Annotated in this window: 15 protein-coding genes; 5 read left to right on the plus strand and 10 right to left on the minus strand. The window is 44.7% G+C overall.

Annotation, left to right across the window (positions count from 1 at the left end):
* The first annotated feature begins 90 nt into the window (after positions 1-90).
* Positions 91-771, plus strand: a complete 681-nt coding sequence (locus OMP94_RS09235) for a class I SAM-dependent methyltransferase (RefSeq protein ID WP_266278003.1) — start codon at positions 91-93, stop codon at positions 769-771.
* Between the two features lie 2 nt (positions 772-773).
* A complete protein-coding gene (locus OMP94_RS09240; RefSeq protein WP_266278004.1) occupies positions 774-1,670 on the plus strand; it encodes a lipopolysaccharide kinase InaA family protein in 897 nt (298 codons plus the stop codon).
* Here the strand turns inward: OMP94_RS09240 and OMP94_RS09245 are convergent.
* The 6 genes from OMP94_RS09245 to orn form a co-directional block, all read right to left on the minus strand.
* Complete coding sequence (locus OMP94_RS09245) at positions 1,665-3,053, minus strand: cryptochrome/photolyase family protein (protein WP_266278005.1); 1,389 nt, start codon at positions 3,051-3,053, stop codon at positions 1,665-1,667. The two genes, OMP94_RS09240 and OMP94_RS09245, sit on opposite strands and share 6 nt — an antisense overlap.
* 8 nt (positions 3,054-3,061) lie before the next feature.
* Positions 3,062-4,582, minus strand: coding sequence for a cryptochrome/photolyase family protein (locus OMP94_RS09250; RefSeq protein WP_266278006.1), 1,521 nt, complete (start codon positions 4,580-4,582; stop codon positions 3,062-3,064).
* Positions 4,582-4,986, minus strand: a complete 405-nt coding sequence (locus OMP94_RS09255) for a DUF3429 domain-containing protein (protein WP_266278007.1) — start codon at positions 4,984-4,986, stop codon at positions 4,582-4,584. The genes OMP94_RS09250 and OMP94_RS09255 overlap by 1 nt, the downstream gene beginning before the upstream one ends.
* On the minus strand, positions 4,983-6,434 hold the full coding sequence (locus OMP94_RS09260) for a 3'-5' exonuclease family protein (RefSeq protein WP_266278008.1): 1,452 nt from the start codon (positions 6,432-6,434) through the stop codon (positions 4,983-4,985). The genes OMP94_RS09255 and OMP94_RS09260 overlap by 4 nt, the downstream gene beginning before the upstream one ends.
* Positions 6,431-6,583, minus strand: coding sequence for a DUF2256 domain-containing protein (locus OMP94_RS09265; protein WP_266278009.1), 153 nt, complete (start codon positions 6,581-6,583; stop codon positions 6,431-6,433). Before OMP94_RS09265 ends, OMP94_RS09260 begins: the two co-directional genes overlap by 4 nt.
* A 65-nt stretch (positions 6,584-6,648) precedes the next feature.
* Complete coding sequence (gene orn, locus OMP94_RS09270) at positions 6,649-7,206, minus strand: oligoribonuclease (protein ID WP_266278010.1); 558 nt, start codon at positions 7,204-7,206, stop codon at positions 6,649-6,651.
* Positions 7,207-7,313: 107 nt separating this feature from the next.
* Here orn and OMP94_RS09275 point away from each other — a divergent pair, with 107 nt between their 5' ends.
* Together OMP94_RS09275 and OMP94_RS09280 are read left to right on the plus strand one after the other, a co-directional pair.
* The gene (locus OMP94_RS09275; protein ID WP_266278145.1) at positions 7,314-8,558 is read left to right on the plus strand and encodes a M48 family metallopeptidase; all 1,245 of its coding nucleotides are present in this window, start codon (positions 7,314-7,316) and stop codon (positions 8,556-8,558) included.
* The gene (locus OMP94_RS09280) at positions 8,558-8,836 is read left to right on the plus strand and encodes a hypothetical protein (RefSeq protein WP_266278011.1); all 279 of its coding nucleotides are present in this window, start codon (positions 8,558-8,560) and stop codon (positions 8,834-8,836) included. Before OMP94_RS09275 ends, OMP94_RS09280 begins: the two co-directional genes overlap by 1 nt.
* Here OMP94_RS09280 and OMP94_RS09285 read toward each other — a convergent pair.
* Genes OMP94_RS09285 through trxB form a run of 4 tightly spaced genes read right to left on the minus strand, consistent with a single transcriptional unit; the run spans position 8,833 to position 12,617 of the window.
* Positions 8,833-9,870 (minus strand): GGDEF domain-containing protein, encoded by a 1,038-nt coding sequence (locus OMP94_RS09285; RefSeq protein WP_266278012.1) that lies wholly within the window; start codon positions 9,868-9,870, stop codon positions 8,833-8,835. The genes OMP94_RS09280 and OMP94_RS09285 overlap by 4 nt on opposite strands.
* Before the next feature lie 53 nt (positions 9,871-9,923).
* The gene (locus tag OMP94_RS09290; RefSeq protein ID WP_266278013.1) at positions 9,924-11,180 is read right to left on the minus strand and encodes an MFS transporter; all 1,257 of its coding nucleotides are present in this window, start codon (positions 11,178-11,180) and stop codon (positions 9,924-9,926) included.
* A 4-nt stretch (positions 11,181-11,184) separates the two neighbouring features.
* Positions 11,185-11,625 (minus strand): universal stress protein, encoded by a 441-nt coding sequence (locus OMP94_RS09295; protein WP_266278014.1) that lies wholly within the window; start codon positions 11,623-11,625, stop codon positions 11,185-11,187.
* 53 nt (positions 11,626-11,678) lie between these two features.
* Positions 11,679-12,617: a thioredoxin-disulfide reductase gene (gene trxB / locus OMP94_RS09300; protein ID WP_266278015.1), complete on the minus strand. Its 939-nt coding sequence runs from the start codon at positions 12,615-12,617 to the stop codon at positions 11,679-11,681.
* 130 nt (positions 12,618-12,747) lie between these two features.
* Here trxB and OMP94_RS09305 point away from each other — a divergent pair, with 130 nt between their 5' ends.
* The gene (locus tag OMP94_RS09305; RefSeq protein ID WP_266278016.1) at positions 12,748-15,048 is read left to right on the plus strand and encodes a DNA translocase FtsK; all 2,301 of its coding nucleotides are present in this window, start codon (positions 12,748-12,750) and stop codon (positions 15,046-15,048) included.
* Positions 15,049-15,085 lie beyond the last annotated feature (37 nt).

Below are 15,085 nucleotides of genomic sequence, written 5' to 3' on the forward strand. Positions count from 1 at the left end.
TGTGATTAAAGGGGAGCATTAAAAGCTTTAATTCTTCCTTAAGTTTTCCTTTTGATAATGCTCTCCAACTCACTAGGAGAGCGTTGTCATATGTCATTCCAACCTGCAAAAACACTCGCTTTTTCTGATAAATATGACGAAAGTCATGCTAAAGCGTATTTCTTAAAACATACCCAAGGATTTGCCAGACGTTTATCGAATTGGCGAGATCAGCAAATTGCCCGAAAAGCATTAAAACTTGCCGGGGATCCAAAACAGGTGCTAGATTTGCCCTGTGGTACCGGACGTTTTTGGTCGGTGCTGGCAGAGCGGCCAGACCGAGAAATTTACGCCTGTGATAACAGTCAGCAGATGATTGACATGGGCTTGGCTTACCGATCACCTGAGTTAACAAGCAGAATTAAAACTTTTCAGGGATCCGTTTTTTCTTTATCGGTGCATGATAATTTTGTTGAGACAATTTTCTGTATCCGGCTTTTGCATCATATTGGTGACGCGACTGACCGTTTAAATATACTGAAAGAGTTTCATCGCGTTGCTAAATCAACTGTCATTATTTCACTCTGGGTAGATGACAACTTTAAAGCTTGGCGACGTAAGAAACTGGAGGCGAAAAGAAATGGACGCGCCTACCAGAATCGTTTTGTCATCCCCAAAGAAACGATTGAACAGGAGTTTGCAATGGCAGGTTTTTGTATCAAAGGTCATTTGGACTTTATACCTAAGTGCGCGATGTGGCGAACTTACGTTCTCGAAAAAGTTGAGGTGTAGTGATGCACGATCAACAGCAAGGCCCTTCGAGAAATCCCACTTTTTTTTCTGAAACCTCAAATGCGTTATGGATGAATGATTCCGACTGGTTTGAGGAGCCAAACTTTCGCCGAGGTGGCTGGAGTGGCGTGATTAAAACCACGTTGAGCCAAGCGATGCAAGCTGACGAAGTCTTTATCAAACGTCAGGAAAATCATGTTACCCGCTCAATCATGCATCCCATCAGTGGTCTGCCCACTTTCTTTAGAGAATTCCGAAACATTAAAAAATTGCAGTCAAAATATATCTCAACATTAGATGTGATTTATTTTGAAATGCGGGCATCAAAAGCCATTATTGTGACCAAAGCATTGGTTGGTTATGTCGGTTTAGATGCGCTTGATCTAAACCATTTAAATGCTGACGAAAGACGCACTTTAATTCGTGATATCGCCATTGAAGTTCGCAAATTACATCAAGGCCATTTCCGACATAATTGCCTTTATCCAAAACACATCATGGTGAAACCGGATGGTGATCATTGGTCAGTCAAACTCATTGACCTTGAGAAGCTCAAATATTCGGTATTTAGCTGTAATGCCACATTACATGACCTGAGTAGCTTTTTCCGTCATCGTCCTGAAGCATGGACGGTTAAGGACACCGTGCAATTCTTTCAGGTGTATTTTGATGAACAGCAATTAAGCATAGAAACCAAAAGAATTATTCGTTTAATTGGCAAAAAGATTTGGCTTAAAGATCAGCGCCAGCCTGTGGGTTTAACCGGTGAAGATTTAACCGTAAACCAAGTCACCAAAATGCAGTTGGTATTTACTGCTTTACAAGTCACTTTTGAGCACTTTAACTCACAGGCGCGACAAGGTTTTTCTCGGGTATTTCGTCGGATTGCTGCCTTATAAGTTTTTAAAGGCAGCAATCGCGTCTTGTCTTGCCTGTTTGTAGTCAACAATAGGCTGCGGGTAACCGCATTGTTCACGTAGTTCTGCTGGCGGATTATGAATTTGCTTAGCAGGCACGTCGGCAAGCTCTGGCACAAAACGTTTGATGAATTTGCCCTCAGGATCATATCGCTCTGATTGCAATGTTGGATTAAATACACGAAAGTAAGGCGCAGCATCAACGCCAGTTGATGCACTCCATTGCCAGCCACCGTTGTTGGCTGCAAACTCTCCATCAATTAATTTATCTAAGAAATAATCTTCACCTCGTCGCCAGTTGGTCAGCAGTAACTTGGTTAAAAAGCTGGCAGCAATCATGCGGAGACGGTTATGCATCCAGCCAGTTTGGTTAAGTTGACGCATCGCGGCATCGACAATCGGAAAGCCGGTTTTACCCTCACACCACGCTTGAAAATCAGCCTCGTCCTGACGCCATTTAACGTTTTTGGTTTCTGGTTTAAATGGCTGCAACATACTGATCCGTGGGAAATACAGCAGTAATTGACGATAAAAATCCCGCCAAGCGAGTTCACGAAGCCAGTCATCATGTCGCCATTCTCGATTTTGTTCACCGCAATAAAACTGCACGACGGCCAATAATCGGCGAGGGCCAAGCTGGCCATTTGCCAAGTAGGGCGACAAAACGCTGGTGGCAGGTTTTATCGGAAAATCACGCTGTTTTTTATAATCCTGCAATTTAATATCGGCAAACGCCGAAAGTTTGGTTAATGCACTTTCTTCATCTCCCGGCCATAAGTCTTCACGAAAGTCGCCAGCCCAATGACAGTCGAGTTTAGGTTTAGCTAAAGCTTTGCCTTGTGATTTGGGTAATGGGTGAGGCGCTTGTTGTGTTTCTTCGAGAATTTGCAGCCAGCGGCGGTAATACGGCGTGAAGACTTTAAATGCCTCGTCTTGTTGGGTTTTAACCGGTAGTGACACTAACAAGTCATGCGGTAAAGCATGTACTTCAACATCAATGTCAGACAGGGTTTGTGTGACGGCATCATCACGCTTATTTTCATCCAGCGGTGTTTCTAGTTGAAACCATAAGCCGTCGATTGAGGCATCTTTGCAAAATGTTTTCAGTAGCGCCGGTACATCAGCAAACCAATCTGCTTCTAGTAAAGTAAAAGGGATGCCGAGCTCAGCCAATCGTTCAGCAATATCTTGAATTGCTGCGGCTTTTAATCCCAAACGGGCTGGTGATTCATGATGCTGTTGCCATTGTTTTGGCGTTGCGACATAAAGCACGTGTAATGGCCCGACTTGCTGTGCTTGGTATAACGCAGGGTTGTCATCGAGTCGTAAGTCATTACGAAGCCAAACGGCTTGGGTATTAGGCATGTTTGCTCCTACGGTAAATTTCGATGCAATTTTTCAGCATGTTGCAAAATTGCGTCGCGCTCATTATCTGATTTTCGCTGCCAATTTTTAACTTGCATACTCAATCTTGGATTACTGCTCAACAAGTCTTTATGTCGATCAATAAACGCCCAGTACAGCGTGGTAAACGGGCAAGCTTTGTCGCCATGGGCTTGTTTGGGATCAAATGGACATGACTTGCAGTAATTCGACATCCGATCAATATACGCACCGCTGGCAATATAGGGCTTTGAGCCAACTAAGCCGCCATCTGCATATTGGCTCATGCCAAGGGTATTGGGGATTTCAACCCATGCCACGGCATCAACATACATGGCGAGATACCATTCATGAATCGCTTTGGGTTTCACACCCCAAAGTAAGCTAAATAACCCCGTTACCATCAGTCGTTGAATATGGTGGCCGTAACCATAATTCAAAACCTGTGAGACCGCTTGGTTTAAGCACGTCATTTGGGTGTTGGCATCCCAATACAGTTTGGGTAAATCACGACGAGCGTTTAAGGCATTCATGTCATGCCAGTCATTTCGTGCATGCCAATATAAACCGCGAATATACTCACGCCAGCCCAGAATTTGCCGGATAAAACCCTCTACAGCATTTAATGGCGCTTTGTTGCTTTCGTAGGCATCGACAGCGGCGTTGATGATTTCTTCAGGGGAAATTAATTTCAGGTTCATGCTCAATGACAAACGCGAGTGGTACAACCAAGGTTGCTCTGTCCACATCGCATCTTGGTAATCACCAAAGTTAGCGAGCCTTTCATTAATAAAGTCATCAAGCACCTGCAAAGCTTGTTCACGGGTCACCGGCCAGACAAAGTCATCCAGTTCACCGGGTAAGTCGGGCAGGTATTTAGAGATGTCTTTGATGACTTGTTTGGTAATGTCGTCGGTTTCGAATAACGTTGGCTTTGGCACATCTTTGGGGCCGGATTTGGCAAAGCTTTTACGGTTATCTTTGTCGAAATTCCATTGTTCACCGACTGGATGGTCGCCATTCATCAAGATATTGCGTTCTTTTCGAAGCTGGCGATACCAGTATTCCATTCGAGGCTGTTTGCGTTCAGCCATCCATTGTTTAAATTCGCCTCGACGGGAGATGAAGTGATTATCCGCTAGCCATTCGACTTCAACTTGGTGAGGCTTTGCCCAGTCAGCAATTTCTTGCATGACACGATAATCACCGGGTAATACACAGTGAAGTGACGTGAAAGGCTGTTGTTCAAAATGATGGTCGAGTGCCGTGGTGAAGCAACTAAAACCATCTTTCAATGTGTAATAAGTGAGCGGCAGCTTTTCATCATGAAGCCTTTTAGCAAAGTGACGCATGGAAGATAAGAAAGCGACACTTCGTTGCTTGCTGGACAGTGTGGTGGTTGATTCGCCGATAACTTCCATCATTAACAACTGATCTTTTTCATCAGTCGCATCAAACAGCAAACTGTCACAATTGAGTTGATCACCCAAAATGAGAAACAAGCGTGCCATTAATGTACTAACGCTGTTGCCATCAAACTCAGAGCGGCTATTAATGAAAGCTGCCCACGAAGACGTATAAACTCTGCACTATAGACCATTGATATATAGTATTTCTCGTATAGCCAAAGCCCAAGAAATGACCATGCTGCAAGCCAGAACCAATTAAGTGTAGGCCATAGTAACCAACACCAAGCCCAAAGCATTAGACCGACACTAACAAAAGGCACATGTTTGGGTAATTCATACTGCATGGTTATCACCCAGAGTAAGCCGCCAAGGAAACTGAGAATCAGTGCAGCATAGGTCAATAACCATTCACTGCTATTGGGATAAATACCGGTCATGCTGATTATTGCAAGTCCAACAAAAGGAATTAGTCCGGCATAGCCAAGTAGTTGATGTAATCTGGTCATGACCATTCCTCAACAAAATCTGGTAAAGGGTGAATCGTGAGTTGTTTAGGTTTTAATCGCATTAAAAAGCGTAGCTGAATTTTATAGGCATCCAAATCAAAGTAGTGAGGAGCATTTTTTACTTGCCTGAGTTGTTGCTGGGCACTCTCAATATCATCAACCCGGCCCAAGTACAGCCACTGGTCTATTAAGTGATGGTGTGATGCTTCATGTTCTCCGTTGATAGGGATTTCGCTGACTAAAATAGGTCCTTGCCATGGCCAAACCTGATTTTTAAGCCCGCTAAGTGCGGTTTGTAAGCGCAGATTGTATTGCAAAGCCGGTTCTGCCTCGCAGCATGCGCCTTTGCACTTTTTTAGTTGATAACCAAAACAGCTGCCTTTTTTTGCTGGCTCAAGTCCGGTTAGTTTTTGGCAAAGCTGGTGGTCGTTAACTAGTTGTAGCAGTTTTTGTTGTCCTTGGCGTTGACTGCGAAATAAACCATAACGATTGGTAAATTCGGGTGGCTGGCCGAGATCAGCCATTTCAATATGCACCTGCTGGTAGCCTGTTTTATTTTCACTCAACACCAACTGATAAAGCCGTTTCGCTTTGGTTTGACGACGGTTATAAAGTGGCTTTTCATCTTTAATAAGCTGGTTTTCAAGTAATTGCGCACCAAAATCAGAGGGTGTTTGTATAAAGTCGATATGACTGAGTCGTTGCAGCATTTCGTTGCTGCGTAAATTCCCTTTGGCAGCAAAATGACTCAGTACGCGTTGTTTGATGTTGATGGATTTGCCGATGTAGAGCAGGGCGCCATGTTCATCATAAAAGCGATACACACCAGCCGTTTCTGGTAGTTGTTCCACTTCAGCAGGATCAAGCTGACTTGGTAGCCGTGTTTGTTGCATTAACTTTTGGCAGGCTCTGGCAACGCCTTCTTGAGTGTAATCAGCCGTAATTTGTTGAAATAAATGTCGAATGACATCGGCATCATCAAACGCTCGATGACGGTTTTCAATATTGAGATTGAGACGCTCGACAATGGCATCAATGCCATGCCGTTTGGCTTGCGGATAAAAGTGTCGACTGAGCTTAACCGAACATAATGTTTTTGCTGAGAAGTTAATGCCGGCCCGTTCAAACTCAGCCCGCAGAAAACCATAGTCAAAACGTGCATGGTGCGCGACTAAAACATGATCTTTTAAAAGGTCCTGAAGGGGGGCGGCCAGCTCTGAAAAATCTGGCTTATCAGCGACCATTTCATCGGTGATGCCGGTCAGTTTGCTGATCCATGGTGGAATTCGTTGACCGGGATGAAACAGTTGCTGCCATTGACCAGTGATTTCACCATTTTCGACGAAAATACAAGCGAGTTCAGTGATGCGATCACGAAGCGGGTTTCCGCCCGTGGTTTCGCAATCCAGCAGCACCATTTTATTTGGGAAGCCTGCTGATAGCGTCATGCAGTTAAGCCTGTGTGTTTATGGCGACGGCAACGCTCTGAACAATAAACGACTGATTCCCAACAGTTAGCCCACTTTTTTCGCCAACTAAAGGGCCTTTGGCAAACAACACAAATTTTTTCGGGTAAATAGGGCTTTGAATGCGGCATAACAGCACTTTGCAAAACGAGTTTGCAAAGTGTCTAGTTTAAGCCGTGAAAGCCTTGTGAAGCTGCTACTCTTCGGTAGGCAGTTTGATCATATGCTCGCGGTAATGTTGTAACTCGCGAATAGAATCTTTGATGTCGTCCATTGCCAGATGGCTAGATTTTTTCTTGAAGGCTTTTTCAACTTTCGGTGCCCAGCGACGGGCTAATTCTTTAAAGCTACTCACATCAAGGTTGCGATAGTGGAAGTAGGCTTCCAGTTCCGGCATGCAGCGCGCCATAAAACGGCGATCCTGACAAATGCTATTCCCACACATCGGTGACACATTGGCAGGGACATATTTGCGCAAAAACTCGATGGTTTCCGCTTCGGCTTGTTGTTCGTTGTAAGTGCTTTTTCGAACCCGTTCAACCAAACCTGAGCGGCCATGTTGTTTCGTATTCCACTCATCCATCGCATCTAAAACCGCATCAGGCTGATGTATAGCAATGATTGGCCCTTCGGCGAGTACATTGAGTTCGCTGTCGGTGACGATAGTGGCAATTTCAATAATATAATCGTTATTGGTGTCGAGACCGGTCATTTCCAGGTCTATCCAGATAAGGTTATTTTTGCTTTTAGCCATGGTCTCCGTCTTTTCTTTTCCGACAAGGGGGTGAACTATGTTGCCAGCGATTGTATCAAAGGCTACTCTGCTCGACACAATTTAGAAATTTTATTGGTTTAATAATGATGAATGAGTTTACTTGGGTTTTTGTAATTGCCCTATTAGTTATGACGGGAATTGAGATCTGGCTATCACTTCGCCAGAAGCGCCATGTATTGGCAAACCGTCATCAAGTCCCGGCGGCTTTTAGCGAGCAAATTAGCCTAGAAGCACACCAAAAAGCGGCTGATTACAGCGTTGCAAAAGGTCAGTTTAAACGCACAGAAGCTTTATACGGTGCGGTCATTTTATTGGTCTGGACTTTGGGCGGCGGCCTAGCTTTATTGTCGGGTGCTTGGGAAAGCCTTGGTTTATCTGCAACTGTCACCGGCATTTTATTTGTGCTGAGCTTTTTAGTTATTGGTTCACTTTTAGAGCTACCAACCAGTTGGTTTAAAACCTTTGTAATGGAAGACAAGTTTGGTTTTAACCGCAGCACGCCAGGCGTGTTTTTTGGTGATTTTGCGAAGCAACTCTTATTGACACTGATTATGGGTACGCCAATTATTTGGGTCACTTTGTGGCTGATGGAAAGCTCTGGCGCTTATTGGTGGTTGTATTTATGGGGGGCTTGGATGGGCTTTGCATTATTTATGATGTGGGCATACCCAGCCTTTATTGCACCGATTTTTAATAAGTTTTCACCACTTGAAGACAAGCAGTTAGAAAGTCGTGTTGACGGATTGTTAAAGCGTTGTGGTTTTAAGAGCCAAGGCATTTTTGTCATGGATGGTTCCCGCCGCAGTGGGCACGGTAATGCCTACTTTACTGGCCTTGGCAATAACAAACGAATTGTGTTCTTTGACACGTTATTAAGCACATTAAACGGTGACCAAATCGAAGCCGTTCTGGCACATGAGTTAGGCCATTTCCGTCGTAAACATGTCATCAAAAATATGGCGCTGCTGGCGGTGTTGAGTCTGATTGGTCTCGCATTTTTGGGCTGGGCATCAGCACAAAGCTGGTTTTATAACGGCTTAGGTGTTGAAAGCCAAAGTGCCGCGATGGCACTGGTGTTATTTATGCTGGTGATTCCTGTGTTCAGTTTTTATCTGCATCCATTATTGACGCATTTGTCACGTAAATATGAATACGAAGCCGATGATTATGCGGCTTCAGTGGCAAATGCAGATGATCTGATTGCTGCGTTAGTGGCTTTGTATAAAGAAAATGCCAGCACATTAACGCCAGATCCTTTGGTTTCTGCAATTTATGATTCGCATCCACCTGCATCACTGCGAATTGCGGCATTGCAGGCGCGCACGGCTTAATGTCAAAAAGCCTCACGCTGATTTGTTTACTGTTGGCCAGCACTCTATCGCTGGCCGACGGTAAGTCATTGCATGATAAGAGTTGTATGCAATGTCATGCATCACTCACTGGCGGCGATGCAAATAGTTTGTACAGTCGCAATGACCGCAAAGTGACATCTTTGGCGGGCTTAGAAAAACGTGTTGCGAATTGTGCAATTGCTGCTGATGCCAACTGGTCAGTAGATCAGCAAAAGCAAGTTATCGATTATTTAAACAGCCAGTTTTATCGTTTCTAAACATCGATAAAAATTTGGTTTCGACCATTTTGTTTTGCGGTATAAAGCGCCTTATCACTGCGCTCGAATAAGCTGCTTGGTGTGTCACCGGGCGTGAACATACTGATACCGATTGACACCGTGACTTCCCCAATAGACTCATGACTGTCTTTCTTTTTCAGGCGGCTTTCTTCGAGCGAGCTGCGAATAGCTTCTGCAATGGTATGTGCTTCGTGTGGATTGCTATGGAGTAACAACATGCAAAACTCATCACCACCTAAACGGGCAGCAATATGTAAATCATCACAGCGTTTTTGTAAGGTAGTGCCAAAGAACTGCAGTAACTTGTCGCCCAATGCATGACCAAATCGGTCGTTTACCTGCTTGAAGTTGTCAATATCAAATACCATCAGGGCAAATTTGACCTGACCGGTACGACACAATTGGGCTATTTCTTTGCTGAAGCTATTGCGGTTTAACAAGCCCGTTAGGCTATCCAAACGCGCTTCTTGTTTGACGGCTTCAAGTTCGCTACGAAGTTTAAGTATTTCTTGAGTCGATTCTGCGAGCTCTTGTTTAAGACCACTGCTAGATTCACTCAACTTACGGGTATTTTCTAAGATGCCAGAAAGAACATTTTTGATGTCATCAATATCTTGGCAGTTTTCAAGCAGGCTATGACTTTGATTTAAGTCTGAAGCCAAATCGCCAGCTGTAATTTCAGCTCGATTAATATTACTGATAGTGTTATCGACAACTAAACGAAGACCATTATTGGTTTGCTCTAGGCGTTCTGGCATGCCCATCAAGACATATTTTTCGTACAAATATTGGGTTAGCTCTTGGGTGATTTCATCACCCTTATTGAGGCGAGTATCAATGGCGTTAATTAGAGCTTGATTGTTACCTGAGACATACTCATACCAAACAGCATAGTTAACTGGGGTAATAGGCGTTTTGTAGCGATTTACTAAGGGGAGTGTTCGTCGTAAATTTTCCGATGCTTGTTGAAAAGCGTCACCATATACGGGAGGAAAAGAAGAGTTATTTGCCACAAACACGACCTTACAAAACAGTTACTGAAGATTATTGCTATTTTTTCAAATAATCAACGAATCTTACGGTGCAGTTGCAACAACACCGGGATAATTAATATTAACGTCAGCCAAGGCAAAAACCTTAAAAAATCTACACTACTTAACTGACCACTAGCGGCCAACCAAGTCAGAATCAAAAAGCTCACCATGGTGAGATTTTGTATCCAATTATTGCCAGCGAGCACGGTGCCTAGCTTTTCAATAGGTGCTTCACGTTGAATTAAGGCATTGAGTGGAATGATAAACAGACCACCAAATATGCCAAAAGCGGCGATTGCGATGGCAAATCCGATAACCGTGTTTATCAAGGTAATAACGGCAAGTGTGGCAAACAAGCCAATACCACCAATTAACATCAGACTAAAACGGATATGTTCTCGGCAAAGTCTGCCAGCGGTTAAAGAGCCAAGGATGATGCCAATCCCTGAGCAGGCGAGTAGTCCCTGAATGATAATAGTGTTGTTTTCATTTAATACGATTTTGGCAAAGGCTGGAAAGACTGCGAGCATGGTTTGTGAAATGCCCCAGAAAATCGATAAACCCAAAATACACCAGAGGATCAAACGGTCGTTACTAATGATGCTTAGGTTCTGACGCAAAGTATGACCACGCCGATACGCAGGCCAGTCAAACGTTTGTTTTGGACTCGCAGCATCTATCGCAGGTAGCTTGCGTGCAAACAGATATTCAAGACAAGAAAAGCCAACCAACAACCAGCCCAAAGGCGCGATATATTGAATTAATTCGGCTTCATTGCTGTAAGTCACATCAGCCAATAACACTTCAAAGAAAATCGAAAACAAAAAAATGCCGGTCAAAATAGCAACGATGGTGGTCGCTTGCAGAAAACCATTGGCCGAAGCCAGACTTTGCTCACCTGTTGTTTCTCGGATATAACCATATTTAGCAGGCGAATAGACGGCACTTTGTGCGGCAAGAATAAAGGTCAGTGCAAACGCTAATTGAAACCAGCCTTGGTAATAACTCAAGGTGATGAGCAAGGTGATAAAGATCGCTGATAAGGCTGCCCAACGCATGATTTTGGGTTTGGCAAAACGATCCGATAAAAAGCCAGCCGGCGTAAACAACAAAATAAAGGGCAGCAAGATTAAGGCATTGACCACCGCCGTTAGAGCTACTTGGGTGGCGTCATCATAAATCTTGAATAGGGTGTTTTGGATGATGATCTTATGGCCGAGATCAACGACGGCATTAATAAAAGCAACTAATAAAAACGGGACCAGCCCGACGGTGCGTCCCGTCATCATAAATTTAATCCGTGTCTTGCAGTCTTACCGCTAACACATCACATTTAGCGTGATGCAAAATGGCATTGGCAGTTGAACCAAGCAGCATTTTAATACCATGACGACCATGAGAGCCAACAACAATCAGGTCAACATCATGTTCATCTGCAATACGCACAATATCGCGACCCGGACTGCCAAATTCAGCCCATTGGTGATCACTACTGATTTGGTAGCGTTTCCCAACATCAGCTAATTGTTGTTGGCCCGCCTCAAGCAGCGAATCACGCATATCGCTGTCGACACTAATCATCGGCTCGTAAGCAAAATCGGTTAACGGAAAGTCCTCGACAATATGGCATAAACAGAGCTGTGTATCTGCGACTGCTAAAGCCTGTGCACGCTGAATGACTTCCTCGGTATGTGCTGAGAAGTCGATAGCAACGAGAATATGTTTGTATGCCATGATTTTCCCCTCCGTAGATACAAAAAAGCAGGCTTTCGCCTGCTTATTCGATATTACTTCTGACTTTCTAGAAAGCGTTCTGCATCCAGTGCTGCCATACATCCCGCACCGGCTGAGGTAATAGCTTGTCGATAAATTGGATCAGATACGTCACCTGCTGCAAACACACCAGGAATACTGGTTTGTTGGCCTTTTTTCAGGATGATGTAATCGTGCTGCATTTCCAACTGATCTTTAAACATAGACGTGTTTGGCTGATGACCGATGGCAATGAAGACACCTTGAACATCCACTTCTTTGGTGCTGTCATCTTCAGTGCTTTTCACGCGAACGCCAGTCACACCCGCATCATCACCTAAGACTTCGTCTAACGTTGAATTCCACAGAATTTCAACATTGCCACTTTCGGCTTTTTTCATTAACTGATTAATCAGAATTTTTTCAGCGCGGAAGCTATCACGACGGTGAATAACAGTGACTTTTGATGCAATGTTTGATAAATACAGCGCTTCTTCAACAGCCGTATTACCACCACCAACGACAGCGACAGGTTGGTTTTTATAGAAAAAACCATCACAAGTTGCGCAAGCAGAAACACCGCGGCCTTTGAAGGCTTCTTCAGACTCCATACCTAAGTATTTAGCTGAAGCACCTGTGGCAATAATTAATGCATCAGCAGTGTATGTGCCAGCATCACCGGTTAAGGTAAAAGGGCGCTTGCTTAAATCAGTGGTGTGAATGTGGTCGAAGATGATTTCAGTACCAAAACGTTCGGCGTGTTTTTGCATACGCTGCATCAATTCTGGACCTTGAACACCTTCGGCATCACCTGGCCAGTTATCAACGTCAGTGGTGGTGGTTAATTGGCCGCCTTGCTCGATACCTGTGATCAAAACAGGATCTAGTGAAGCACGAGCCGCATAGACTGCTGCTGTATAACCAGCAGGGCCACTACCTAAAATCAATAATCGACAGTGTTTGCTGTCAGCCATAAACCATTCTCCGCAATTCGTAAAAGGTGGCGATAAGAGTAACCATTGCCATAGATTTGGACAAGCGTCGTAGTTGAAAAGCTGTGTTAGAATCTGCCGATAATCTATTGGCTTCACTGGAATTCTTACATTGGCACAAGCGACGCGGGTAAACGACAAAGGCAAACAAGAAGTCACCGCTGGCGCAGTCGGCTTTCGGTTGCGCGAGGCAGCTTTGATTTTAGCGCTGGCATTAGCAGCCTATCTATTACTCTCTTTAATGAGTTATGAGCCAACCGATCCGGGTTGGTCAACCACCGGCACAGACGATGTTGTTTCAAATAGCGGCGGTATTGTCGGAGCTTGGTTAGCAGACGCTTTGTTATATGGCTTTGGTTTTCCTGCATATTTGGCGCCGCTGATGTTGGGCTTTTCCGGGTGGTTACTATTTAGCTGGGGAAGACGCGCTGATAGTGCTGATGCCGTGCATTTTTGGGTATTAAAAGGTGTTGGATTACTAATGGCTTTGGCTGCTGCCAGTGGTTTATCAACACTTGGACTGATGAGCTATGCCGAATTACTACCGCTAGGGGCGGGTGGTGTTTTAGGGGAAGTCGTTGGCCATGGTTTTGAAGCGGTATTTGGGGCCTCAGGCACCAGTTTGTTGTTATTAGCGTTATTACTGACTGGGGTAACACTGTTTACCGGTTTGTCATGGTTAATGGTTATTGACCGTCTTGGTGCCGGTGCCATGATCATTTTTGCCTGGGGCGCCCGCCGCAGCCGCGATATGCAGTCTGAAATTCAGGCTAAACGTACCCGCCAACAACGTGAAGAAAACTTTAAAGAGCAAACTGAAAAGCTACAACACAAGGCCAAAGTTCGCGTAGAACCGACCATGCAGCAAGCACCAGCCGTCAGTAAGCGCGAAGAAAAAGAACGTCAAAAACCTTTGTTTGAAACACCCGATGTACCGGGCATGCCAACACTGTCTTTGCTGGATATGCCAAAAGCGACACAGCAAGGTTACAGCGAGGAAGTACTTCAGGCTTTGTCTCGTCAGGTTGAGTTGAAGTTGAAAGACTTTGGCGTTGAAGTGCAAGTTGTTGAGGTACAACCAGGTCCTGTCGTTACACGTTTTGAATTACAACCGGCTGCGGGTATTAAAGTGAGCCGCATCAGTGGCTTGGCAAAAGACTTAGCCCGTGCGTTATCAGTCAGCAGTGTGCGGATCGTGGAAGTTATTCCGGGCAAACCTGTGGTGGGTTTGGAAATTCCTAATGAACATCGTGAGATTGTTCGTTTGCGTGAAATTCTGGCTTGTAGTGACTACGAAAACAGTAAGTCACCATTGGTGATGGCCTTAGGTAAAGATATTGCTGGCCGACCAGTGGTTGCTAACTTAGAAAAAATGCCGCACTTGCTGGTGGCGGGTACGACTGGTTCGGGTAAGTCTGTTGCTGTAAATGCCATGATTTTGAGCTTGTTGTACAAAGCAACAGCCAAAGAAGTTCGTTTGATCATGGTTGATCCGAAGATGTTGGAACTATCAGTTTATGAAGATATTCCACATCTATTAACGCCGGTTGTGACTGACATGAAAGAGGCTGCTAATGCCTTGCGTTGGTGTGTTGCTGAAATGGAAAGACGTTATCCATTAATGGCCGCATTAGGTGTTCGTAACATCGCCGGTTATAACAAAAAGGTTCAAGAAGCCATTGATAAAGGCGAGCCGATTACCGATCCATTAGCAGAAGTTTTGCCGGGTGAGCCATTACCGAAATTAGAGCCAATGCCATTTATCGTCGTCATTATCGATGAGTTAGCTGACATGATGATGGTTGTTGGTAAGCAGGTTGAAGAGCTTATTGCACGTTTGGCACAAAAAGCACGTGCTGCTGGTATTCACTTGATTTTAGCGACGCAACGTCCATCGGTTGACGTTATTACCGGCTTAATTAAAGCCAATATTCCAACCCGTATGGCTTTCCAAGTTTCTTCACGAATTGACTCTAGAACTATCTTAGATCAGATGGGCGCAGAGCAATTGTTAGGGCAGGGCGATATGTTGTATTTGCCACCGGGTACGGGGTTACCTGAACGTGTCCACGGTGCTTTTGTTGATGACCATGAAGTACATGAAGTGGTGAACTTCTTGAAAACCCAAGGTGGCCCGGATTATCTAGAAGAAATCACCAAGGCGTTGAGCGCTGATGAAGAGGGCGGTGCTTTTGGTGATGCCGGTGATGGCGAACAAGACGAGCTTTATGACCAAGCTGTAAAAATCGTCACCGAATCTCGTCGTGCCTCTGTTTCTGGTATTCAGCGTCGTTTAAAAATTGGTTATAACCGTGCCGCGCGAATTGTCGAAGCGATGGAAGCGGCTGGTGTGGTCTCGGCCATGCAAGGTAATGGTAGCCGTGAAGTCTTGGCACCACCACCAAGAGATTAAATACGCACTTATCTGACATCGCGAGGGTCTAAGCCTT

The sequence above is a fragment of the Methylophaga sp. OBS3 genome, from assembly GCF_026319325.1.
Taxonomy (GTDB): domain Bacteria; phylum Pseudomonadota; class Gammaproteobacteria; order Nitrosococcales; family Methylophagaceae; genus Methylophaga.

Excerpts from the sequence above, each read along its gene's own strand:
- OMP94_RS09255 (WP_266278007.1), bottom strand. The coding sequence starts at position 4,986 with ATGACCAGATTACATCAACTACTTGGCTATGCCGGACTAATTCCTTTT.
- OMP94_RS09260 (WP_266278008.1), bottom strand. The coding sequence starts at position 6,434 with ATGACGCTATCAGCAGGCTTCCCAAATAAAATGGTGCTGCTGGATTGC.
- OMP94_RS09235 (WP_266278003.1), top strand. The coding sequence starts at position 91 with ATGTCATTCCAACCTGCAAAAACACTCGCTTTTTCTGATAAATATGAC.
- OMP94_RS09295 (WP_266278014.1), bottom strand. The coding sequence starts at position 11,625 with ATGGCATACAAACATATTCTCGTTGCTATCGACTTCTCAGCACATACC.
- trxB (WP_266278015.1), bottom strand. The coding sequence starts at position 12,617 with ATGGCTGACAGCAAACACTGTCGATTATTGATTTTAGGTAGTGGCCCT.
- OMP94_RS09265 (WP_266278009.1), bottom strand. The coding sequence starts at position 6,583 with ATGCCGCATTCAAAGCCCTATTTACCCGAAAAAATTTGTGTTGTTTGC.
- OMP94_RS09245 (WP_266278005.1), bottom strand. The coding sequence starts at position 3,053 with ATGCCTAATACCCAAGCCGTTTGGCTTCGTAATGACTTACGACTCGAT.
- OMP94_RS09240 (WP_266278004.1), top strand. The coding sequence starts at position 774 with ATGCACGATCAACAGCAAGGCCCTTCGAGAAATCCCACTTTTTTTTCT.
- OMP94_RS09280 (WP_266278011.1), top strand. The coding sequence starts at position 8,558 with ATGTCAAAAAGCCTCACGCTGATTTGTTTACTGTTGGCCAGCACTCTA.
- OMP94_RS09290 (WP_266278013.1), bottom strand. The coding sequence starts at position 11,180 with ATGATGACGGGACGCACCGTCGGGCTGGTCCCGTTTTTATTAGTTGCT.
- OMP94_RS09275 (WP_266278145.1), top strand. The coding sequence starts at position 7,314 with ATGAATGAGTTTACTTGGGTTTTTGTAATTGCCCTATTAGTTATGACG.
- orn (WP_266278010.1), bottom strand. The coding sequence starts at position 7,206 with ATGGCTAAAAGCAAAAATAACCTTATCTGGATAGACCTGGAAATGACC.
- OMP94_RS09250 (WP_266278006.1), bottom strand. The coding sequence starts at position 4,582 with ATGGCACGCTTGTTTCTCATTTTGGGTGATCAACTCAATTGTGACAGT.